This window comes from Hydrogenophaga sp. GW456-12-10-14-TSB4 (assembly GCF_059424305.1).
Map to the genome: position 1 here is coordinate 34,785 of NZ_JBWKZH010000009.1, position 20,417 is coordinate 55,201.

18 protein-coding genes are annotated in these 20,417 nt (G+C 66.2%); 9 read left to right on the forward strand and 9 right to left on the reverse strand.

What is annotated here, in order from left to right; genetic code table 11:
• Positions 1-2: 2 nt before the first annotated feature.
• Positions 3-1,970: a peptidase U32 family protein gene (locus AC07ZS_RS06885; RefSeq protein ID WP_494797843.1), complete on the reverse strand. Its 1,968-nt coding sequence runs from the start codon at positions 1,968-1,970 to the stop codon at positions 3-5.
• A 65-nt stretch (positions 1,971-2,035) separates the two neighbouring features.
• On the opposite strand from AC07ZS_RS06885, the gene AC07ZS_RS06890 reads away from it, so the two are divergent.
• Positions 2,036-2,788: an alpha/beta hydrolase gene (locus tag AC07ZS_RS06890; RefSeq protein ID WP_494797844.1), complete on the forward strand. Its 753-nt coding sequence runs from the start codon at positions 2,036-2,038 to the stop codon at positions 2,786-2,788.
• Between the two features lie 10 nt (positions 2,789-2,798).
• On the forward strand, positions 2,799-3,539 hold the full coding sequence (locus AC07ZS_RS06895; RefSeq protein ID WP_494797845.1) for a heparan-alpha-glucosaminide N-acetyltransferase: 741 nt from the start codon (positions 2,799-2,801) through the stop codon (positions 3,537-3,539).
• 48 nt (positions 3,540-3,587) lie between these two features.
• Here AC07ZS_RS06895 and AC07ZS_RS06900 read toward each other — a convergent pair whose 3' ends face one another.
• From AC07ZS_RS06900 to AC07ZS_RS06910, 3 genes are all read right to left on the reverse strand, one after another.
• Entirely contained in the window at positions 3,588-4,367 is a 780-nt protein-coding gene (locus tag AC07ZS_RS06900; RefSeq protein WP_494797846.1) for a peptidylprolyl isomerase, read from the reverse strand.
• A gap of 100 nt (positions 4,368-4,467) precedes the next feature.
• Entirely contained in the window at positions 4,468-4,743 is a 276-nt protein-coding gene (locus AC07ZS_RS06905; RefSeq protein WP_494797847.1) for a BolA family protein, read from the reverse strand.
• A complete protein-coding gene (locus AC07ZS_RS06910; protein WP_494797848.1) occupies positions 4,740-5,288 on the reverse strand; it encodes a septation protein A in 549 nt (182 codons plus the stop codon). Before AC07ZS_RS06910 ends, AC07ZS_RS06905 begins: the two co-directional genes overlap by 4 nt.
• Before the next feature lie 139 nt (positions 5,289-5,427).
• Here AC07ZS_RS06910 and AC07ZS_RS06915 point away from each other — a divergent pair, with 139 nt between their 5' ends.
• Complete coding sequence (locus AC07ZS_RS06915) at positions 5,428-6,387, forward strand: YcjF family protein (RefSeq protein WP_494797849.1); 960 nt, start codon at positions 5,428-5,430, stop codon at positions 6,385-6,387.
• A 3-nt stretch (positions 6,388-6,390) separates the two neighbouring features.
• Here AC07ZS_RS06915 and AC07ZS_RS06920 read toward each other — a convergent pair whose 3' ends face one another.
• The 4 genes from AC07ZS_RS06920 to AC07ZS_RS06935 are packed head-to-tail and all read right to left on the reverse strand — an operon-like array spanning position 6,391 to position 10,248.
• Positions 6,391-7,413 (reverse strand): LLM class flavin-dependent oxidoreductase, encoded by a 1,023-nt coding sequence (locus AC07ZS_RS06920; protein ID WP_494797850.1) that lies wholly within the window; start codon positions 7,411-7,413, stop codon positions 6,391-6,393.
• Positions 7,410-8,330 (reverse strand): cysteine synthase A, encoded by a 921-nt coding sequence (cysK, locus tag AC07ZS_RS06925; protein ID WP_494797851.1) that lies wholly within the window; start codon positions 8,328-8,330, stop codon positions 7,410-7,412. The genes AC07ZS_RS06920 and cysK overlap by 4 nt, the downstream gene beginning before the upstream one ends.
• Positions 8,327-8,749, reverse strand: coding sequence for a peptide-methionine (R)-S-oxide reductase MsrB (gene msrB / locus AC07ZS_RS06930; RefSeq protein ID WP_494797852.1), 423 nt, complete (start codon positions 8,747-8,749; stop codon positions 8,327-8,329). The genes cysK and msrB overlap by 4 nt, the downstream gene beginning before the upstream one ends.
• An 11-nt stretch (positions 8,750-8,760) precedes the next feature.
• A complete protein-coding gene (locus AC07ZS_RS06935; RefSeq protein WP_494797853.1) occupies positions 8,761-10,248 on the reverse strand; it encodes a protein adenylyltransferase SelO in 1,488 nt (495 codons plus the stop codon).
• A gap of 283 nt (positions 10,249-10,531) precedes the next feature.
• Between AC07ZS_RS06935 and AC07ZS_RS06940 the strand changes: the two genes are divergently transcribed.
• The 3 genes from AC07ZS_RS06940 to AC07ZS_RS06950 all read left to right on the forward strand — a co-directional run bounded on the left by AC07ZS_RS06940 (position 10,532) and on the right by AC07ZS_RS06950 (position 14,245).
• Positions 10,532-11,215 carry an iron-containing redox enzyme family protein gene (locus tag AC07ZS_RS06940; protein WP_494797854.1) on the forward strand — a complete coding sequence of 228 codons (684 nt, stop codon included), beginning with the start codon at positions 10,532-10,534 and terminating at the stop codon, positions 11,213-11,215.
• A 163-nt stretch (positions 11,216-11,378) separates the two neighbouring features.
• A complete protein-coding gene (locus AC07ZS_RS06945) occupies positions 11,379-11,771 on the forward strand; it encodes an N-acyl amino acid synthase FeeM domain-containing protein (protein WP_494797920.1) in 393 nt (130 codons plus the stop codon).
• Positions 11,768-14,245 carry an ATP-binding response regulator gene (locus AC07ZS_RS06950; RefSeq protein ID WP_494797855.1) on the forward strand — a complete coding sequence of 826 codons (2,478 nt, stop codon included), beginning with the start codon at positions 11,768-11,770 and terminating at the stop codon, positions 14,243-14,245. Before AC07ZS_RS06945 ends, AC07ZS_RS06950 begins: the two co-directional genes overlap by 4 nt.
• Before the next feature lie 17 nt (positions 14,246-14,262).
• Here AC07ZS_RS06950 and AC07ZS_RS06955 read toward each other — a convergent pair whose 3' ends face one another.
• On the reverse strand, positions 14,263-15,246 hold the full coding sequence (locus AC07ZS_RS06955; RefSeq protein WP_494797856.1) for an AraC family transcriptional regulator: 984 nt from the start codon (positions 15,244-15,246) through the stop codon (positions 14,263-14,265).
• A 219-nt stretch (positions 15,247-15,465) separates the two neighbouring features.
• On the opposite strand from AC07ZS_RS06955, the gene AC07ZS_RS06960 reads away from it, so the two are divergent.
• The 3 genes from AC07ZS_RS06960 to AC07ZS_RS06970 all read left to right on the forward strand — a co-directional run bounded on the left by AC07ZS_RS06960 (position 15,466) and on the right by AC07ZS_RS06970 (position 20,378).
• Positions 15,466-17,184, forward strand: coding sequence for a carboxylesterase/lipase family protein (locus tag AC07ZS_RS06960; RefSeq protein ID WP_494797857.1), 1,719 nt, complete (start codon positions 15,466-15,468; stop codon positions 17,182-17,184).
• A 181-nt stretch (positions 17,185-17,365) separates the two neighbouring features.
• A complete protein-coding gene (locus tag AC07ZS_RS06965; RefSeq protein ID WP_494797858.1) occupies positions 17,366-19,009 on the forward strand; it encodes a 3-(methylthio)propionyl-CoA ligase in 1,644 nt (547 codons plus the stop codon).
• 133 nt (positions 19,010-19,142) lie between these two features.
• Positions 19,143-20,378, forward strand: a complete 1,236-nt coding sequence (locus AC07ZS_RS06970; RefSeq protein ID WP_494797859.1) for a branched-chain amino acid ABC transporter substrate-binding protein — start codon at positions 19,143-19,145, stop codon at positions 20,376-20,378.
• Positions 20,379-20,417: the final 39 nt, after the last annotated feature.

Sequence of the window (20,417 nt, forward strand, 5' to 3'; positions counted from 1 at the left end):
GCTCACGCTCCGGCGGTGGGGCGCGTGCGGTAGAACTTCAGCGGACTGGCGGGCACGGCCTGCATCACGGCGGGCTTGATGCGCCCGACCACGTGCATCTCGCAGGGCTTGCAGTCGAAGCGCAGGGTGAGCTTCTCGTTGCCGTGCGTGATGCTCATGGGCTCGGCGCGGATCGTGCCCTGCACGCCGGTGACACCCTTGGCCTGCTTGGGGCACAGGCTGAGCGAGAAGCGCACGCAGTGCTTGGTGATCATCAGGCTCACTTCGCCTTCTTCCTCGTGGCTCTCGTAGGCCGAGGCGATCACCTTCACGCCGTGCTTCGCGTAGAAGTCGCGCGCCTTGTGGTTGTACACGTTGGCCAGGTAGGTGAGCGTGTCTTCCGGGTAGTTCACCGGCGGCTGCACCGGGGTGGCGCGGGGCAGGCGCTGCCAGGCCGACGCGCGCGCCGCTTCCAGGGCGGCGATGGCGTCGCGCCGCAGCGGGTTGAGCAGCGAGGCCGGCACGAACCAGGGCTGTGACAGCTGCAGCGACACGTCGATCGGCTCGAACACCGTCTCGCCCAGGCGCGCCAGGCCCTCGCGCAGCCGGGCCTCGGCCTGCGCCGGGTCCTTGGCCGGCTCCAGGGAGCCGGGCAGGGCGGCGGCGGCGCAGTGGCCGTCCTCGTCGGTCGCGGTCAGCGTCAGGCCCTCGGCCGTCTCGTCCAGCCGCAGCCAGACGCCGATGCGGCGGTCGGCGGACTTTTTCTCCAGCGTGCGCACCCAGTCCATGTCGCGGTTGCGGTTGACCACCGTGCCGCGCTTGAGGTGGCGCAGGCCTTCGATGGCGTCCTTGGGGAACACGCGCCAGCGGCCCGGCGTGCCCGCGGGCTCGGCGCGGTTGATCTGCAGGCCCACCAGTTCCTTGTGCAGATCGAGATAGCACAGGCCGTCGCCGTTGTGCACCACGGTGGCCGGGTCGTCGGTCTCCAGCTCGACGAAATGGGGCCCGACCTGGGTCACCCAGCCGATGGGTCGGCCGGGGTTCTTGGGCGTGTCGAAGGCGCCGATGTCCTCCTGGCGGCCCTGCACGAAGTAGTCGGTGAACTCGCGGTTGAAGTTTTGATCGGGGTCGGGCGTGAAGCCGAAGGTGCAGCGGCCGCTGGACGCGCGGCCCAGCTCGGGGCGCTCTTCCAGGATCTGGTCGAACAGCACGCGGTAGTGCGCCGTGATGTTCTTGACGTAGCCCATGTCCTTGTAGCGGCCCTCGATCTTGAAGCTGCGCGCGCCCGCCTCGATGAGTTCGCGCAGGTTGTCGCTCTGGTTGTTGTCCTTCATCGAGAGCACGTGCTTGTCGTGCGCGACGATGCGGCCCTGGCTGTCCTTCACCTCATAGGGCAGGCGGCAGGCCTGCGAGCAGTCGCCCCGGTTGGCGCTGCGGCCGGTGTGGGCGTGGCTCACGTAGCACTGGCCGCTGTAGGCCACGCAAAGCGCGCCGTGGATGAAGAACTCGATCAGGCAGCGCTCGGCGTCGAGCGCATCGCGGATGGCGGCGATCTGCGGCAGCGTCAGCTCGCGCGCCAGCACCAGCTTGGACAAACCGGCGTCCTGCAGGAAGCGCGCCTTCTCGGGCGTGCGGATGTCGGTCTGCGTGCTCGCGTGCAGCTGGATCGGGGGCAGGTCGATCTCCAGCAGGCCCATGTCCTGGATGATGAGGGCGTCCGCGCCCGCGTCGTACAGCTGCCAGGCCAGCTTGCGCGCGCCTTCGAGTTCGTCGTCGCGCAGGATGGTGTTCATCGTCACGTAGACGCGGCTGCCGAAGCGGTGCGCATGCCGGGTCAGGCGCGCGATGTCCTGCACGCGGTTGTCGGCGCTGGTGCGCGCGCCGAACGACGGCCCGCCGATGTAGATCGCGTCGGCGCCGTGGTTCACCGCCTCGATGCCGATGTCGGCGTCGCGGGCGGGGGAGAGCAGTTCAATCTGGTGAGGCAGCATGGCGGTCGTGGAGCGGGCAGAATCGGGCCAGGAAAAACAGCCCGATATTGTCCCGGAGAACGCCCATGTCCCCAAGCCCCGACACCTCAAAAACCGCTTTCGTGCTGGTCCACGGGGCCTGGCACGGCGCCTGGTGCTGGCGCCGCGTGCTGCCGCTGCTGCGGGGTGCGGGCGTGGAGGCGCATGCCGTCACCCTCACCGGCGTGGGCGAACGCGCCCACCTGCTGAGCCCGGCGGTGGACCTGCACACCCACATCCAGGACGTGGTCGGCCTGATCGAGGCCGAAGAGCTGCAGCGCATCGTGCTGGTGGGGCACAGCTACGCAGGCGTGGTGGTCACCGGCGTGGCCGACCGCCTGCAGCGCGAGCGCCCCGGCACCCTGGCCCATCTGGTGTACCTCGACGCGGCCGTGCCTTACCCCGGCGACAGCTGGAGCAGCCACCACTCGGCCGAAACCAAGCAGGCCCGCACCGATGCCGCGAAACCCAGCGGTGGCCTGAGCTTTCCGCCGCCCGACGCCAGCCTGTTCGGGCTGGAAGGCGCCGACCGCGACTGGGTGAACCGCCGCCAGACGCCGCAGCCTTTCCGCCTGTACCAGCAGCCGCTGGACTTCGACGGCGAGCGCGTCGCCGCCGTGCCCCGCAGCTTCATCGACTGCACCTCGCCCGCCCTGGCGACCATCGCGCCCGCCCGTGAACGCGTGCGGCGCGAACCCGGCTGGCAGGTGCTGGAACTGGCCACCGGGCACGACCCGATGGTGAGCGAGCCCCAGGCCCTGGCCGGGATGCTGCTGGGCATCCACCGCGCGTCCGCCTGAGGGTCTCGCCATGGCACAGCGCCTCGACCGCATCGACCTGCTGCGCGCGGCGGCCATGCTGTGGATGACCGCGTTCCATTTCTGCTTCGACCTGGACTTCTTCGGTTTCATCAACCAGGACTTCTACCGCGACCCGGTCTGGACCGGGCAGCGCACCGCCATCGTCAGCCTGTTCCTGTTCACCGCCGGTCTGTCCCAGGCCGTCGCCCTGCACCAGGGACAGAGCTGGGCGCGCTTCTGGAAACGCTGGTTGCAGGTGGCCGGCGCGGCGCTGCTCGTGACGGCCGGCTCGGTGGCGATGTTCCCCAACAGCTTCATCTACTTCGGCGTGCTGCACGGCATCGCGGCCATGCTGGTCATCGTGCGGCTCACGGCGGGGTGGGGCGCCTGGCTGTGGTGGCTGGGGGCGCTGGTGATCGGCCTCAAATTCGCCGCGCCGCACGCCATCGCCGCCTGGCCGGTGCTGGACGTGTTCAACGGCCCGGCGCTCAACTGGCTGGGCCTGATCAGTCGCAAGCCGATCACCGAAGACTACGTGCCGCTGGCGCCCTGGCTGGGCGTGATGTGGTGGGGCATGGCGGCCGGCCAATGGGCGCTTGTGCACCGGCCGCACTGGCTGGGCACGGCCGATGCGGCGGCCACCGGGCTGCGGCGAGGCCTGGTCAAGATGGGGCAGTGGAGCCTGTCCTACTACCTGCTGCACCAGCCGGTGTTGCTGGGTCTGGTGGGGCTCGCCGCGCAAATGCGGTAAAAAAAAGCGCAGACTGGCCGCGCTTTTTTGTGCAAGAGGCGAAACGCCTTACTGGATCTTGGCCTTTTCGCGCAGGGTCTTCTGGAACTCGGCCAGCTTCTGCTGCTGCATCTGCTGCTCGATCTGCGGCTTGATGTCTTCCAGCTTGGGCAGCTCGGCGGTGCGCACGTCGTCCACGCGGATGATGTGCCAGCCGAATTGCGTCTTCACCGGCTCCGGCGTCAGCTGGCCCTTTTCGAGCTTGATCATGGCTTCGGAGAATTCCGGCACGTAGCTGGCGGCGGCCGCCCAGTCCAGGTCGCCACCGTTGGCGCCGGAGCCCGGGTCCTTCGACTGCTTCTTGGCGATCTCTTCAAACTTGCCGCCCTTCTTGAGGCTGGCGATGATGGCCTTGGCTTCGTCTTCCTTTTCCACCAGGATGTGGCGGGCGCGGTATTCCTTGCCGCCGTTGGCCGCCACGAACTTGTCGTACTCGGCCTTCACGTCCGCGTCGGTCACCGGGTTCTTCTTCTGGAAGTCGGTGAAGAGGGCGCGGATCATGATGGTCTGGCGCGCCAGTTCCATCTGGTTCTTGTATTCCTCGGTGGCGGCGATGCCGCGCTTCTGCGCTTCCTGCATGAAGACTTCGCGCAGCACCACTTCTTCCTTGAGCTGGGCGCGCACGTTGTCGTCCACCGGGCGGCCGGAGGCGGCGATCTGCTGCTCCAGCACCGTCAGGCGCGCCGTGGGAACGGGCTTGCCGTTGACGATGGCCACGTTCTGGGCCAGGGCCCAGGGCGCTGCCGTGATGAGGGCAGCCGCGGTGAGGGCCGTCAGGGAAAATTTCATGGTGTTCCTCAGGATAAAAGGGGGTTGGAGCCGCCGCCAGGGACGGGGTTTCAGCAAACAGGTATCAGAACGTAGCGGCTGAATGAGGTGTCGTGGGCCGTCAGGCCTTGATTTCGATGGCCAGGGCATGCAGCCCGGCCTCGGTGAATTTTTGCAGCGCATCATACACAAGGCGGTGCTGCGCCACCCGCGTGCGGCCGGCGAACGCGGGCCCGCCGATGCGCACCCGGAAATGCGTGCCATAGCCCAGGCCGTTGGCGCCCGCGTGGCCGGCGTGGGCCGCGCTTTCGTCCAGCACCTCCAGCACGGTGGGTGCGAGGGCCTCGCGCAGGCGCGCCTCGATCGCGGCGGCGGTGGGCGCCACGGCGCCGCTCATGGCTTCTTCTCCACAGCGTCGTCGTCCTTCAGGTAGCGAGCGATGTACAGGCCCTGGCCGACGATGAAGACCACCGGGAACACGTAGCCCCAGAGCTTGAAGTTCACCCAGTCTTCGGTCGAGTAGTAGGCCGCCACGTAGGCGTTGATGCCGGCCATGAACAGGAAGTACCCGACCCAGGCCACGGTGAGCCGGGCCCACACGTCGGTCGGCAGGTTGAGCTGGCTGCCCAGCAGGATCTGCAGGAAGTTCTTCTTCCAGATCCACAGCGCCGCGGCCAGCACGATGGCCATGCTCGCGTAGAGCACCGTCGGCTTCCATTTGATGAAGCGCTCGTCCTGCAGGAACAGCGTGAGCGCACCGAACACCAGCACCAGCACCAGCGTGACCTTGTGCAGGGTCTGCAGCTTGCGGTCGAGCGCGTAGATCAGGGCGGTCTGGATCAGCGTGGCGACCATCAGCACGCCAGTGGCGGTGTAGATGTCGGCCATCTTGTAGGCCACCACGAAAAGCCCGATAGGGAAAAAATCGATGAGAAAACGCATGGGGCGATTATCGGGCTTGGATATGACGCATCCTTAAGCGGGGCTTTGGACCTGGCGGCGGGCGGAACTTGCGGCCCCGCAAAGGCTCTCTATCGCATCCCCGGTCCCGATTCACCCTTTCTCCAGGAGCCCACCGCGCATGACCCCACAGGAACAGCAGTCCATCCTCTCCATCGCCTTGCTGGCCGCGTTCGCCGACGGCAACAAGGCCGACGCCGAGCGCGAAGCGATCCGGCGCATGGCCGAATCGCTGCCGCACGAATCGGGCGGCACCGTGCTGGTGCGCCTGTACCAGGACGTGTTGCTCAAGCGCGTGTCGCTGGCCGAGGCCGTGGCCGGCCTGCAGGACGCCGGGCAACGGCAGCTCGCCTACGAAATGGCGGTCTGCGTGTGCGACGCCGACGGACGGCAAAGCCCGGCCGAGGCCGCCTTCCTGGCCGACCTCAAGGCCCGTCTGAAGCTGGACGCGGGCGAGGCCGCTGCCTTCGAGCGCGAGGCCGATGCCGTTGTGGACGCGGCGGAGAAGGCCGTGCCGGTGGCCGCGCCCGTGGCGCCTCCGGTGGTCGCCGCCAGCGTGGCGCCGGGCGTGGATCTGGACAAATCCATCCTCAACTACGCTCTGCTCAACGGCGCGCTGGAGCTGCTGCCGCAATCCTGGGCCTCGATGGCCATCATTCCGCTGCAGGTGAAGATGGTCTACGCCATCGGCAAGGCGCACGGCGTGGAGCTGGATCAAGGCCACATCCGCGAGTTCATCGCGGCGGTGGGCGTGGGCCTGACCTCGCAGTACCTGGAGCAGTTCGGTCGCAAGCTGCTCGGCGGCCTGCTGGGCAAGGCGGCCGGGCGCACGGTGGGCCGCCTGGGCGGCGCGGCCACCGGCATGGCGTTTTCGTTCGCCACCACCTACGCGCTGGGCCAGGTGGCCAGGCGCTACTACGCGGGCGGCCGTGTGATGAGCACCGAACTGCTCAAGCAGAGCTTCCAGGACCTGCTGGGCCCGGCCAAGCAGATGCAGGCGCAGTACCTGCCGCAGATCCAGCAGAAGGCGGCGACCCTGGATGCCGGCCAGGTGATGCAGATGGTGCGCGGCGGCGTCTGACGCTCAGGCCGCCTGTGTGTCGGCCTGCGTGGCCATGGCCTCGGCGGCGATGCTCAGCGAGCGCAGCCGCAACGCGGGGTCGAACAGGTCGCTCACGATCATGAACTCGTCGGCCTGCGTCACCTGGGCCAGCGACTGCAGGCCCGCGCGCACCGTCTCCGGCCCGCCGATCACGGCCGCGGCGAGGAAGTCGGCGATCGCCGCCTGCTCCTGCGCGTGCAGGCCCTGCATGAAGCCCTTCACCGGCGGCGGCAGCTGGCCGCGCTTGCCGGTGAGGATGCCCAGCACGCGCTGGTAGGTGCTGCTCGCGAGGTACTCGGCCTCTTCGTCGGTGGGCGCGGCCACCAGCGGCACGCCCACGACGGCGTAGGGCTCGGCCAGCGTGGCCGAAGGCTGGAAGTGCGTGCGGTAGACGTTCAGCGCCTGCAGCAGCAGGCGCGGCGCGAAGTGCGAGGCGAAAGCGTAGGGCAGGCCGCGCTCGGCCGCCAGTTGCGCGGAGAACAGGCTCGAGCCCAGCAGCCAGATCGGCACGTTGGTGCCCGCGCCGGGGTTGGCGATCAGGCGCTGGCCGGGCGAGGCCGGGCCCAGCAGGTGCTGCAGCTCGGCGACGTCGCGCGGGAAGTCCGCCTCGGTCTCCACGCGGTCGCGCCGCAGCGCGCGCATGGTGTGCGGGTCGGTACCGGGGGCGCGGCCCAGGCCCAGGTCGATGCGGCCGGGATAGAGCTCGGCCAGGGTGCCGAAGGCTTCGGCCACCACCAGCGGCGCGTGGTTGGGCAGCATGACGCCGCCCGAGCCGATGCGCATGCGCTTCGTGCCACCCGCGATGTGGCCGATCAGCACGGCCGTGGCCGAGCTGGCGATGCCGCTCATGTTGTGGTGTTCGGCCAGCCAGTAGCGCGTGAAACCGAGCGACTCGGCGTGCTGGGCGGTGCGCAGGGCCACCGCCAGCGCGTCGGCCACGGTGCCGCCTTCGCGCACGGCCACCAGGTCGAGCATGGACAGGCGGATGTCGGAGAGGTTTTTCATGCCGGGAGGAAGCCTTCGATCGAGAGATACCGTTCACCGGTGTCGTAGTTGAAGCCCAGCACCACGGCCTTGGCCGGCAGCTCGGGCAGCTTCTGCGCGATGGCCGCCAGCGTGGCACCCGAGGAGATGCCGACCAGGATGCCTTCTTCGCGTGCGCTGCGCCGCGCCATCTCGCGCGCCGGCTCCGCATCGACCTGGATCACGCCGTCGAGCAGGCTGGTGTCGAGGTTGTTGGGGATGAAGCCCGCGCCGATGCCCTGGATGGGGTGGGGCGAGGGGTTGCCGCCGGAGATGACGGGCGAGGCCGCCGGCTCCACCGCGAACACCTTGAGCTGGGGCCAGCGCGCCTTGAGCACGCGCGCCACGCCCGTGATGTGGCCACCCGTGCCCACGCCGGTGATGAGCACGTCGATGCCGTCGGGGAAGTCGGCCGCGATTTCCTCGGCCGTGGTGCGCACGTGCACGTCCACGTTGGCCGGGTTGTTGAACTGCTGCGGCATCCACGCGCCCGGCGTGGCGGCGACGATTTCCTCGGCGCGCGCGATCGAGCCCTTCATGCCCTTCTCGCGCGGGGTCAGGTCGAAGGTGGCGCCGTAGGCCAGCATCAGGCGGCGGCGCTCGACCGACATGCTGTCGGGCATCACCAGGATCAGCTTGTAGCCCTTGACGGCGGCCACCATGGCCAGGCCGATGCCGGTGTTGCCCGAGGTGGGCTCGACGATGGTGCCGCCGGGCTGGAGCGCGCCCGAGCGCTCGGCGTCTTCCACCATGGACAGGGCGATGCGGTCCTTGATGGAGCCGCCCGGGTTGCTGCGCTCGGACTTGATCCACACCTGCTGGCTCGCGTCGCCGAACAGGCGCTGCACGCGGATGTGCGGCGTGCCGCCGATGGTCTGGAGGATGTTCTGGGCTTTCATGGCGTGGGGTCCTTCTTGGGTTGGTGTTCCAGCGAGGCGGAGTTCATGCAGTAGCGCAGGCCGGTGGGGGCGGGGCCGTCCTCGAACACGTGACCCAGGTGCGCGCCGCACTGGCTGCACACGGTTTCCACGCGCACCATGCCGTGGCTGCGGTCGGTGATCTCGGTGATGGCGCCCGGCACGGCCAGCGAGAAGCTGGGCCAGCCGCAGCCGGCGTCGAACTTGGTGTCGGCGTCGAACAGCTGGTTGCCGCAGCAGATGCAGTGGTAGCTGCCGTCGGCCCAGACCTGCTCGAACTTGCCGGTGAACGGGCGCTCGGTGTGGGCATGGCGGGTCACGTCGAAGGCGCGCGGCTCGGCGCCTTTGGCGGCCAGCACTTCGCGCCATTCGGCTTCGGTTTTCTGGACGGGAAAGTTCATCGGGAGGTCTCCTAGGACGAGCAGCTGATTTCGATCTGGCTGGCCCAATCGGGCGGGAAAGCGGCCAGGTCTTCCTGGCCGGCAAGGGCTTCAAATGGGTGCTCGAGCGCGTATTGCAACCGGGCGAGCTCGCTGAAGTCGCCCTGCTTGGCGCGCTGGATGGCGATTTCGCCCAGGTGGTTGCGCAGCACCACCTGCGGGTTGGTGCGCAGCATGCGGGCCTGCGTGGCAGCGGCATCGAAGCCGGTCTCGGCCCGCAGGCGCTCCTGCCAGCGAACGGCCCAGGCATCGAAGGCCTCGCGCTGCAGGAACAGGTCGCGCACCGGGTCGAGCGCGCCGGCCACGGCGTGGCTCAGGCGGCGCCAGAAGATGGTGAAGTCCACCGCGTCGGCGGCCATGAGCTTCATCAGCGACTCGGTGAGCTCGGCGTCGCCGTCTTCCGTGCGGCTCAGGCCCAGCTTGGCGTTCATGCGGCGCTGCAGCGCGGCCGGCATCAGCGCCTTGTAGGGCTCCAGCGCGTCCAGCGCCTGCTGCTGGTCGTCCATGAGCGGCAGCAGCGCCTGGCCCAGCGCGAACAGGTTCCAGTAGGCGATGTTGGGCTGGCGGTTGTAGGCGTAGCGCCCGCCGGTGTCCGAGTGGTTGCAGACGTGGCCGGGGTTGAAGGCGTCGAGAAACTGGAACGGCCCGTAGTCAATGGTCAGGCCCAGGATGCTCATGTTGTCGGTGTTCATCACCCCGTGGCAGAAGCCCACCGCCTGCCACTGCGCCACCATCTCGGCGGTGCGCGCGCTCACGGCCTCCAGCAGGGCCGCGTAGGGGTTGCCCGCCGCTTCGCGGCAGGCGGGGTAGAAGCGGTCGATCACGAAGTCGGCCAGCTGGCGGAGTTCGCCGTGCAGGCCGTGGTGCGAGAAATGCTCGAAGTGGCCGAAGCGGATGAAGCTGGGCGCCACGCGCGTGACCACGGCGGCGGTCTCGATCTCCTCGCGGCGCACCGGCGCGGGCGAGCCGGTCACACACAGCGCGCGGCTGGTGGGAATGCCCAGGGCGTGCATGGCCTCGCTGCAAAGGAATTCGCGGATCGAGCTGCGCAGCACCGCGCGCCCGTCGCCCATGCGCGAATACGGCGTGAGGCCGGCGCCCTTGAGCTGCACCTCCTGCGGGCCGGAGGGCGTGTCCACCTCGCCGAGCAGGATGGCGCGGCCGTCGCCCAGCTGGCCGGCCCAGTGGCCGAACTGGTGGCCGCTGTACACGCTGGCCAGCGGCTGCGTGCCGGCGATGGGCAGGTTGCCGGTGAAGGCGTCCAGCGCGGCGGGCGAGGCCAGCCAGGCCCGGTCCAGGCCCAGCAGATCGGCCACGGCCGGGCTGGTGCCCACCCAGTGGGGCGAGGGCAGCGGGGTGGGGGCTCTGAAGGTGTAGAAGGCCTCGCCCAGGCTGGCGAAGCGGTTGTGCCAGGCCAGGCCCAGGTCCAGCTGGGCGGCCATGTCGACGGGTCGGTTCATGTCCGCCATTGTCCCCATCGGGGCCGACATGGCGGGGCGCAGGGTCAATTCTGCCGTCCTCTTTTTTTAGGCCTATAGAGGTGTAAGCCTTCATTGGTTTGTTCCTGCAGCTATCACGCTGGTGCACCAAATCTTGCGTTCTGTTCTGAAAATGCCTCGCCTGCACCGCACTGCTTGGACACTTCGGCCAGCCAAGCACCTCACCCGGAAGTTGAGAAATGTCTTCAACCCCGGTTGATCCAGTTCTTGGATTCCCCGTTTCTATTGAACCTCAAAGGATTTCATGAGCAAACATTTCATGCGGACTCTCCAAGCGTCGGTGGACGCTCAATGGGAGGAGATCAAGCAAGGTGCGCCCTGGCGTCGATTGATGGAGCAGCCTGTCCCTGGCGAGCTGTATCGCGATCTGATGCTGCAGGTGTGGCACTACTCGCGGCACAACTCCATGAACCAAGCTGTGGCGGCCTTCGTGCCCGCTCCGGAAGGGCTATTGAAGTACGTCTACCGCCATGCTGCCGAGGAGCTCGGCCATGAGCGCATGGTTGTGCATGACTTGAAGAGCGCCGGCCTGTTTGACGAAGCCGATCTTGAACGTGCGCCATTGCCGGCCACGGAAGCGCTGATCGGCTACCTCTACGCGGTCGCCTTGCGCTATGGCGCGGTGGCTCGGTTGGGCTACAGCTTCTGGGCGGAAGACGCCCATCGCCATCTCGGTGAGCTGATTGCAAAGATCAGTACCGACATAGGCCTTACCCGCAAGGACATGACCTTTTTCGGAGCGCATGCGGAAGCGGATCTGGTCCATTTGCAGCAGGTGGAGGACGCTGTGGAGAGTTTTGCAGGGCGTGAGCAGGAGCAAGAGTTGGTCAGGCGCGTGGCTGTGACGAGCCTATTTCTCACCGGGCAGTTGTTGGAGCAAGTGGTTCGCCTGCATCGAAAGAAAGGGGTTTCGACATGCATGTATTGAATAGCCAGGATGTCGTCTTGCGTCACTTGAAAACGGCTTCGGAAATCGAGTCGATTCTTCACCTCAGGGATGAGATCGATCTGAGTGCGCACATGACTTCGGGAGCGCAGTTTTCTGCGCTAGAAAAAAAAGAGACGAGTTGGGCTTTGTAGGCCAGTTTGACTTGCGTGGCCATATCGTCGGCACCATTCGAATGGTTCCTCTGGGGCACGACTTGACGTTAACTGAGTTGCTGCTAAAGCAGCCTGGCGTTCAAGCACCCGAACGCACAGGAACTCAGTGGGAAGTAGGGCGCCTTGTTCTGGCTCCGGACTTTCGCGCCGATGTCGACACCTTGCGGCGCTGCCTTTACCTCTCGCTTAGCTATGCCTCGTCTATCACCACCGTGGGCGATCTGTTTGCGTCTTGCACACATGTGCTTGGACGTCTGTATCGCCGTTTCGCATTTTCGACCTTCGCTACGGATGTGTACCACCCATCGGTAGACAAGAGTTACACACTAATCCATGGCCGTGCACCACAAGTGTTGCGTGCTTTGGCAGGAGTTCAACAATGATGAAGTTTTTGCGTGGCCTGCTCGATCAACATCGTCAATACCACGAAGGCGACCCTCAAATGCTGTTGTATGCGGGGCTGTTGGGCACAGTCGCATACCCACTTTTTTATTTGCTTCGCTTCGCAAAGAACGAACCCGTTTACGACGATCTAGCTCTCAGATCATTGGCCTTTGCAGCAAGTTTGCTTTTGCTGCTGCGCTACCGGTGGCCTCGCTCGCTGGTACCTTATTTCTTTCCTTACTCTTGGGTGACTGTCACGCTCACCTTGCCATTCTTCTTTGTCTTCACATCATTGAAGAATGGCGGTGGTCCAGCCGCTGTCGGCAATACGCTGATGGCGGTCTTTTTTGTCATGCTGATCACCGATAGACGCAACATGATCCTCATGCTCTTGATCGGCTTTTCTGCAGCGTTCGGGGTGTACTGGGTGACGGATCCCAATCCCACGCTCCCGTATGACTACGTGGCAAGAGTTCCCATCCTTTTGCTGACTTTGGTTGGAGGGAGCCTGTTCAAGTTGTGCGTCGAAAGGTCTACCGCTGAACGTGTTCGCCAGGCATACGCCTCGCTTGCCGGCTCCATCGCCCACGAAATGCGCAACCCCCTCGGGCAATTGAAATACACCCTGGAGAACATCGAGAAGGTGCTGCCGCCTCCCACCACGAAGGCTCAGGACCAAGTGCTCACGCAGGAGGACCAAGATGCGCTCTACCGTCACATCGCTCAAGGCGAATTGTCAGTGCAGCGCGGATTGCAGGTCGTTTCCATGACATTGGACGAGGTGCATCAAAAGCCTCTGCGGTCCGACAGCTTCATGCTGCTGTCCGCTGGTGATTCCTGCAGAAAGGCCGTGGAGGAGTTTGGCTACGAAGATGCTTCACATCGTGAGCGTGTCAGCCTTCATGTGGAACGGGACTTTGTTTTCCATGGCGACGAAACCGCCTTCCTGTTTGTGCTGTTCAATCTGATCAAGAACGCGCTGGCGTATCCACAGTTGCAACTGTGTATCACGGTCGACGATCAGCAGGTGAGGGTGAGCGACAACGGGCCTGGCATCCCACCCGCCGTGCTGGAGCGCCTCTTTCAGCCTTTTCACACCAGCGGGAAGAAGGGTGGCACCGGCCTCGGCCTTTCCTACTGCCAGCGTGTCATGCAGGCATTTGGAGGTCGAATCAGTTGCTTGTCCGTGCTTGGCGAGTCCACATGCTTCACTCTGGAATTTCCGCCAGTGACAGCAGCCGAAAGCGAAGCCCTGCGCAATGCGACGCTGCTTGAGGCACGCGGGCTACTGGAGAGCCGGCGTGTGTTGGTGGTCGATGATCAGACCATGCTGCGCACCGTGACACGTCAGAGGCTTGTGTCCACAGGTGCGACGGTCGACGAATGTGCCGATGGCGAGCAAGCTTTGTCTATGCTGGCGCGCACACATTACGACCTGATGGTGCTCGACTTGAACATGCCTGGCTTGGATGGGTATGAGGTCGTGAAGCTCATCCGTGCCGGGCATCCAGGCATTGATCGGAGCTTGCGGATCGTGGCCCACTCCAGCGAACCTGCGTCAGTAGCCCGGGTCAAAACGCGCAAGGCTGGCATGGACGGCTTCGTGCCCAAACCGTGTGAGCAATCCGTTTTGTTGCATGCGCTGTGTCGTGCGTTGCAGACCGCATCAGCCACCGATATGGATGGAGCATTGCAGATAGCGGGTCGTTCGGTATTGCTGGCAGACGACATCGCATTCAACCGCAAGGCAGTTGCCACTTACCTGCGGCATGCCGGGGTCGTGGTGACTGAAGCGGGTTCTGGTCAGGAGGCCTTGGCTTTGCTTGAATCCATGGCCCATTGCGATGCGATCCTGCTCGATATCGAGATGCCGGGCATGAATGGCCTGGAGGTCGCGAGCGCGATCCGGGCCAGCGGCATGGCTTGTCGCAACGCACCCATCGTGGCGCTGACGGCGCATTCGGGGGCCGACATGGTTGCGATGGCTCGGAAGGCGGGAATGAGCGATTTGCTGGTTAAACCGGTTGACATGACGAGCCTGTACAGCAAGCTGCGGGAGTGGCTGGCGCCGCCTGCAGCCGATTCTGTGCCCGTGCTGTCTCCAGCTCACGCGAGCACTGCCACGGTCCCCGGCTTGCTGGACATCAACCGGCTTCAAAACTACCACCGCCTTGGCGTGCTGGACGAACTGCTGGCGGATCTTCTTCCTGTCATCAAACAAAATGTCGGCGACGTTGAGGTAGCCGCAAGTGCGAACGACCTCGCGGGCTGTCGATTCGCATTGCATTCGCTGATCGGGATGAGCGGTGAAGCCGGGGCTTGGGCGCTGTGCCAGCTGGCAAGGCGCATTTACGAGCCCTTGTCGGAGAGCCAATGGCCCTCGCAGGCTGATTGGATCGAGTCGTTGCGAGCGCTGGCCAGGGAAAGCTACCGGGCGTTGCACGAATACTCTATTGCCGCCCGAATGTCATAGGCGCGGGCAGGAGCCCGTCAATCGGGCTCGGCCAGCGGCTCGGCCTCGGCCAGCCGTGCACGGTACTGCCCCGGCGACACGCCGAACCAGCGCTTGTTGGCGCGGAAGAAGTTGCTTTGGTCGGCAAAGCCCAGCAGGTCGGCCACCTGGGTCAGGGTGTAGCGGTCCTCGGCCAGGTACTTCTGCGCCAGGTCGCGCCGGGCGTCGTCGAGCAATTGCTGGAAGTTGGTGTCTTCCTCGCGCAGGCGGCGCTGCAGCGTGCGGTCGGCCATGGCCAGGCTGCTGGCGATGTCTTCGCGGCGCGGTTCGCCCAGGTGCAGGCGGTGGATGATTTCTTCGGTCACGCGCTGGCCGGTGCTGGCGTGGCCCAGCCGCACCAGGCGCGATTCGATCACGCGCTGGTGCATGTCGAACAGCACCGGGTCGCTGGAGAGCAGCGGCATCTCCAGGTCCCGGTTGGTCAGCAGCAGCCGGTTGCGCGGCTGGCCGAAGCGCACCGGGCAGCCGAACGCCGCCACATAGGGCCGCGCATCCGCCGGCTCGGGGTCGACGAACTCCACGGCCTGGGGCTGCACGTCGCGCCGGGTGATCCAGCGGCACAGCGTGGCCACCGTCAGCAGGCTGTATTCCAGCCGCTGGCGCGGCAGCGGCCGGGTGTTGCCGATGAGGCCCAGCACCATCCAGTGGTTGCTGCCGTCGGGTTCGAGGTCGAGCGTGATCGCGTCCGAGATCACGGCGTAGTAGCGAGAAAGGTTGATCAGCCCGGCCTTGAGGGTGGGGCTGGCCAGCATCACGTAGCCCACCATGTCGAAGTTGACGTGGCGCGCCGGCAGGTCGCGGTCCATGCCCAGGGCCGGGTTGCCCGACCAGGCGACGGCGAGTTCCCACAGGCGGGTGATGTCATCGACCTCGACCCGCCCGTCCGGGTCCTGCAGCAGGGCGTCGTCGATGCGCGCGCCGGCCAGCAGGCGCGGCGCGTCCAGGCCCCGGGAGGCAAACATGTCGGCGAGGCATTTGACCCAGAGGGCGGAACTGCTTCTTCGGCTGGGGTGGTGGCGTCGTGAAGTCACTCGATTGGTCGTGTTGCGATAGCGGTGTATCGGGCACCCGTTCCTAGAATTTTGATGGTCAGAGGGCGTCAGCGGGAAGCTGGAATTCAAAAGGATTTCAGGCCCCGGCGCAAGCGGGTTATCGCTTCCAAGAACGACAGGAGACAAGACATGAGCAGCAACACACGGTGGTGGGTGGCGGGCGCAGCCTGCCTGACTTTGGCCGCCTGCGGCGGCGGCGGTTCCGCCGAGACGCCGCCAGGGCCCGAGGTCCGGCAGATCGCGCAGGGCACGATCAAGGGCCGCAACGACGCGGCGGCCAATGGCACCTATGCCTGGAAGGGCATTCCGTTCGCCCAGCCGCCAGTCGGCGCGCGGCGCTGGAAGGCGCCCGCCGCGGTGGCGGCCTGGAGCGGCACGCGCGACACCACGCAGTTCGGCGCGGCCTGTCTGCAGAACGGCCGCCTGTACGGCCCGGGCGCCAACAACCGTTTCGACGCCACCATCGGCGCGACGCTGAACACCCCGGTGGGCAGCGAGGACTGCCTGTTCCTCAATGTCTGGCGGCCCGCCAGCACCACCACGGGGCTGCCCGTGATCGTGTTCGTGCACGGCGGCAGCAACATCACCGGCTACACCGCCGACCCGATCTACGACGGCGCGGCCCTGGCGCGCAGCGCCAACGCGGTGGTGGTCACGCTCAACTACCGCCTGGGCGTGCTGGGTTTCATGAACCTGCCGCAGCTCAAGACCGGGCTGGACAGCGCGGAAGACTCGGGCAACTTCGCCCTGCTCGACATCGTGCAGGGCCTCAAGTTCGTGAAGCAGAACGCGGCGGTTTTCGGCGGCAACGCGGCCAATGTGACGCTGATGGGCCAGTCGGCCGGCGCGACCAACGTCTGGTCGCTGGTGGCCTCGCCCCTGGGCGCGGGCCTGTTCCACAAGGCCGTGCCGATCTCGGGGGGCATTTCGCTGGCGACCAACCTGCCGCCGGGCACCATTCCCTCGCTCAACCCGGCGTCCACCTCGCTGGCACAAGGCAATGCGCTGCTGGCGCGGCTGGTGATCGCCGACGGCCTCGCGGTCGACCTGCCGACCGCGCAGGCCTACATCGCCACGCAATCGGCGCCGCAGGTGGCGGACTACCTGCGCGGCAAGGCGGGCGCCACGGTGCTCACCACTTTGCTGGCCAACAACCTCACGGGCTCGGGCCCGATCCCCGACGGCACGGTGTTGCCGCTGGACCCGATCGCGGCGTTCGCGGCCGGTACCTACAACAAGGTACCGGTGCTGGCCGGCACCACGGCGGAAGAGGGCAAGCTGTTCCCCAGCTTCCTGACCCTGCTGGGCGGGCCGGCCGGCTTCATCGTCACCGACGCCCAGCTCTTCAACCTGCTGTTCAGCTTCGACCCGAACGCGCCGACGCTGCTGACCGAGGGCGACATCCTGAACGCCGCCTACGTGCCGTCCAACACCGCCGTGACCGGCTGGACCGCCCGCGCCGCGCAGCTCACCGCTGCTTCTTTCGGCGCCGGCCGCGACAACGTGCTCAACACCTTGCGCACGCAGCAGGCCGACATCTGGCACTACCAGTTCGACTGGGCGCAGCAACCCGCACCCTGGAACACGGTGTACGGCGCGGCGCACGCCTTCGACCTGCCGTTCGTGTTCGGCAACTTCGGCCCCTCGCTGTTCGCCAACGCCATCGGCGGCAACGCCAACCGGGCAGGGCGCCTGGCGCTGTCGGGTCACATGATGGCCAGCGTGGGCCAGTTCGCCCGCAGCGGCAACCCCAACCACGCCGCGCTGGGCGCCACCTGGCCGGCGTGGCCCGGTCAGGTGCGTTTCAACGCCTCACTCACCGCCGCGCAGATCACCGCGGTGCCTTGAGGCAGATCAAGCCACCGCCATTCAACCCATTCGACGCAACACCATGTGGATGAAGGACGAGGTATCGTGTCCCGCAACGGACACCGAGGGCGTTCCCCCTGGATATCCCAGGGGCAACCGTGCGGGGCAACCCGCTACGATGAACGCCGATACCAACCCCCTCATCGACAGGAGACTCCCCATGCTGGGCCAGATGCAGAGCCAACCCCTTTTGATTTCTTCGCTGATCGTGCATGCCGAGCGGCATCACGCGAGTGGCGAAATCGTGTCCCGCCGTGTGGAAGGCGACATCCACCGCAGCACCTGGGGCCAGATCGCGAGCCGCTCGCGCCAGGTGGCCAATGCGCTGGACGGCCTGGGCCTTCCCCAGGGCGACCGTGTGGCCACGCTGGCCTGGAACGGTTACCGCCATCTGGAACTGTATTTCGGCGTGAGCGGCACCGGCCGCGTGCTGCACACCCTCAACCCGCGCCTGCACCCCGAGCAACTGGTCTGGATCGTCAACCACGCGGAGGACAAGGCGGTCTGTTTCGACATGACCTTCCTGCCGCTGGTCAAGGCCGTGGCGGCCAAGTGCCCGACGGTGAAACACTGGATCGCCCTGTGCGACGCCGACAAGCTGCCGGCCGACAGCGGCATTCCCGGCCTGCAGAGCTACGAGGCCTGGATGGGCCAGCAGCCCACGACCTACGCCTGGCCGACCTTCGACGAGAACTCGGCCTCGAGCATGTGCTACACGAGCGGCACCACGGGCAACCCCAAGGCCGCGCTGTACTCGCACCGCTCCACGCTGCTGCACGCTTTCGGTGCCGCACTGCCCGATGCCATGTGCCTCTCGGCGCGCGACAGCGTGCTGCCCGTGGTGCCCATGTTCCACGTCAACGCCTGGGGCCTGCCTTACGCGGCGGCGGCCGTCGGCTGCAAGCTGGTGTTCCCTGGTGCGGCGCTGGACGGCAAATCGGTCTACGAGCTCATCGAAGCCGAGAAGGTGACCATGGCCGCCGGCGTGCCCACCGTCTGGCAGATGCTGCTGGGCCACCTGCAGGCCAACAACCTGAAGTTCAGCACGCTCAACCGCACCGTCATCGGCGGCTCGGCCTGCCCGCCGGCCATGATCAGCGCCTTCAACGACGTGTACGGCGTGGAAGTGCTGCACGCCTGGGGCATGACCGAGATGTCGCCACTGGGCACGGTCTGCACGCTGAAGAACGCGCAGCTGGCGCTGCCGCCGGCCGAGCAGCTCAAGGTGCGCCTCAAGCAGGGCCGCGCCATCTTCGGCGCCGACATGAAGATCGTCAACGAGGCCGGCGAAGAGCTGCCCTGGGACGGCAAGGCCTACGGCGACCTGCTGGTGCGCGGTCCCTGGATCATCGCCAGCTACTTCAAGGGCGAGGGCGGCGACCCGCTGCGCTACGACGCGCAGGGGCATGGCTGGTTCCCCACTGGCGACGTGGCCACCATCGACGCCGACGGCTTCATGCAGATCACCGACCGCAGCAAGGACGTGATCAAGTCCGGCGGCGAGTGGATCAGCTCGATCGACGTGGAAAACATCGCCATGGCGCACCCCGCCGTGGCCATGGCGGCCTGCGTCGGCATGCGGCACCCCAAGTGGGACGAGCGCCCCATCGTGGTGGTGGTGAAGAAACCCGGCACCGAACTCAGCCGCGAGGAATTGCTGGCCTTCTACGAAGGCAAGATCGCCAAGTGGCAGATCCCGGACGACGTGGTGTTCGTCGACGCGATCCCGCTGGGTGCCACCGGAAAGATGCAGAAGATGACCCTGCGCGAGCAGCTCAAGGACTACGTGCTGCCGGGGGCGTGAAAAAGGGCCCGGGTGCACCATCGCGCGGCGTCTTGTCGCCTGCGTGATAGAAGCCCGGGCAATCCCCTACGCTGCACCGCACCAGAAGCCCTTACGCTGCGCCTGTTCGATTCGTCAACAAGGAGACATAGGTATGAAACTGACCGTGAAGATCGTTGCAGGCGCCGCCATGCTGGTGGCCGCCGGTGCATCGTTTGCCCAGGCGGGTGAAACCGTCAAGATGATCCGGATCGATCCCCTGACCGGCCTGCTCGGCCCGGTCGGCGTGAGCCAGATCAAGGGCTACCAGTTCTTCGCCGAGAAGTTCAGCGGCAAGGGCAACCCGGCCGGCGTGAAATTCGAAGTCACCCCGATCGACAACAAGCTGAGCCCGGCCGAAAGCCTGAACGCGCTCAAGGCCGCGATCGACCAGGGCGCGCGCTACATCATCCAGGGCAATGGCTCCTCCGTCGCGCTGGCGCTGGCCGACGCCGTCGAGAAGCACAACGCCCGCAACCCCGGCAAGGAAGTCCTGTACCTCAACGACTCCGCCGTGGACCCGGACCTGACCAACAGCAAGTGCAGCTACTGGCACTTCCGCTTCGATGCCGACACCTCGATGAAGATGGAAGCCATGGCCAGCTTCATCGCCAAGCAGCCCGAGATCAAGAAGGTGTACTTCCTGAACCAGAACTACTCGCACGGCCACCAGGTCGTGAAGTTCGGCAAGGAAGCCCTCGCGCGCAAGCGCCCGGACATTCAGGTGGTGGGTGAAGACCTGCACCCGCTGGCCCAGACGCGCGACTTCGCCCCCTACATCGCCAAGATCAAGGCCTCGGGCGCCGACACCGTGATCACCGGCAACTGGGGTTCCGACCTCTCGCTGCTGATCAAGGCCGCCAACGAAAACGGCTACACCGGCAAGTTCTTCACCTACTACGCCGGCGTCACCGGCACGCCCACCGCGTTGGGCACCAACGGCGCCGGCCGCGTCTACCAGATCGCCTACAACCACTACAACATGGGTGGGCAGATGGACAAGTGGATGAAGGAATTCAACACGAAGTACAACGACGACTTCTACACCGGCTCCACCATCCGCATCTTCGAGTTCCTCGGTGCGGCCATGGCCAAGGCCAAGTCGACCGACCCGGTGAAGGTGGCTGCCGCCCTCGAAGGCCTGACGGTCAAGAGCTTCAACGGCGAAGTGCAGATGCGCAAGACCGACCACCAGCTGCAGCAGCCGCTGTACATGTCGGTCTGGCAGAAGGCCGATGCCAAGTACCCCTACAGCCCCGAGAAGACCGGCATGACGCTGGCGCCGGTGGCGGAGTACCCGAACTACGTGTCGAGCACGCCCACCAGCTGCGACATGAAGCGCCCGTCCTGAGTCGCTGTCACCCCTGAAACAGAGCCCGAGCGGGTCGCC

Coding starts and splice junctions, on each gene's coding strand:
- AC07ZS_RS06910 (WP_494797848.1), bottom strand. CDS start 5,288: ATGCGTTTTCTCATCGATTTTTTCCCTATCGGGCTTTTCGTGGTGGCC.
- AC07ZS_RS06920 (WP_494797850.1), bottom strand. CDS start 7,413: ATGAAAAACCTCTCCGACATCCGCCTGTCCATGCTCGACCTGGTGGCC.
- AC07ZS_RS06965 (WP_494797858.1), top strand. CDS start 17,366: ATGCTGGGCCAGATGCAGAGCCAACCCCTTTTGATTTCTTCGCTGATC.
- AC07ZS_RS06885 (WP_494797843.1), bottom strand. CDS start 1,970: ATGCTGCCTCACCAGATTGAACTGCTCTCCCCCGCCCGCGACGCCGAC.
- cysK (WP_494797851.1), bottom strand. CDS start 8,330: ATGAAAGCCCAGAACATCCTCCAGACCATCGGCGGCACGCCGCACATC.
- AC07ZS_RS06900 (WP_494797846.1), bottom strand. CDS start 4,367: ATGAAATTTTCCCTGACGGCCCTCACCGCGGCTGCCCTCATCACGGCA.
- AC07ZS_RS06970 (WP_494797859.1), top strand. CDS start 19,143: ATGAAACTGACCGTGAAGATCGTTGCAGGCGCCGCCATGCTGGTGGCC.
- AC07ZS_RS06940 (WP_494797854.1), top strand. CDS start 10,532: ATGAGCAAACATTTCATGCGGACTCTCCAAGCGTCGGTGGACGCTCAA.
- AC07ZS_RS06915 (WP_494797849.1), top strand. CDS start 5,428: ATGACCCCACAGGAACAGCAGTCCATCCTCTCCATCGCCTTGCTGGCC.
- AC07ZS_RS06905 (WP_494797847.1), bottom strand. CDS start 4,743: ATGAGCGGCGCCGTGGCGCCCACCGCCGCCGCGATCGAGGCGCGCCTG.
- AC07ZS_RS06960 (WP_494797857.1), top strand. CDS start 15,466: ATGAGCAGCAACACACGGTGGTGGGTGGCGGGCGCAGCCTGCCTGACT.
- AC07ZS_RS06890 (WP_494797844.1), top strand. CDS start 2,036: ATGTCCCCAAGCCCCGACACCTCAAAAACCGCTTTCGTGCTGGTCCAC.
- AC07ZS_RS06935 (WP_494797853.1), bottom strand. CDS start 10,248: ATGAACCGACCCGTCGACATGGCCGCCCAGCTGGACCTGGGCCTGGCC.
- msrB (WP_494797852.1), bottom strand. CDS start 8,749: ATGAACTTTCCCGTCCAGAAAACCGAAGCCGAATGGCGCGAAGTGCTG.
- AC07ZS_RS06955 (WP_494797856.1), bottom strand. CDS start 15,246: ATGTTTGCCTCCCGGGGCCTGGACGCGCCGCGCCTGCTGGCCGGCGCG.
- AC07ZS_RS06895 (WP_494797845.1), top strand. CDS start 2,799: ATGGCACAGCGCCTCGACCGCATCGACCTGCTGCGCGCGGCGGCCATG.
- AC07ZS_RS06950 (WP_494797855.1), top strand. CDS start 11,768: ATGATGAAGTTTTTGCGTGGCCTGCTCGATCAACATCGTCAATACCAC.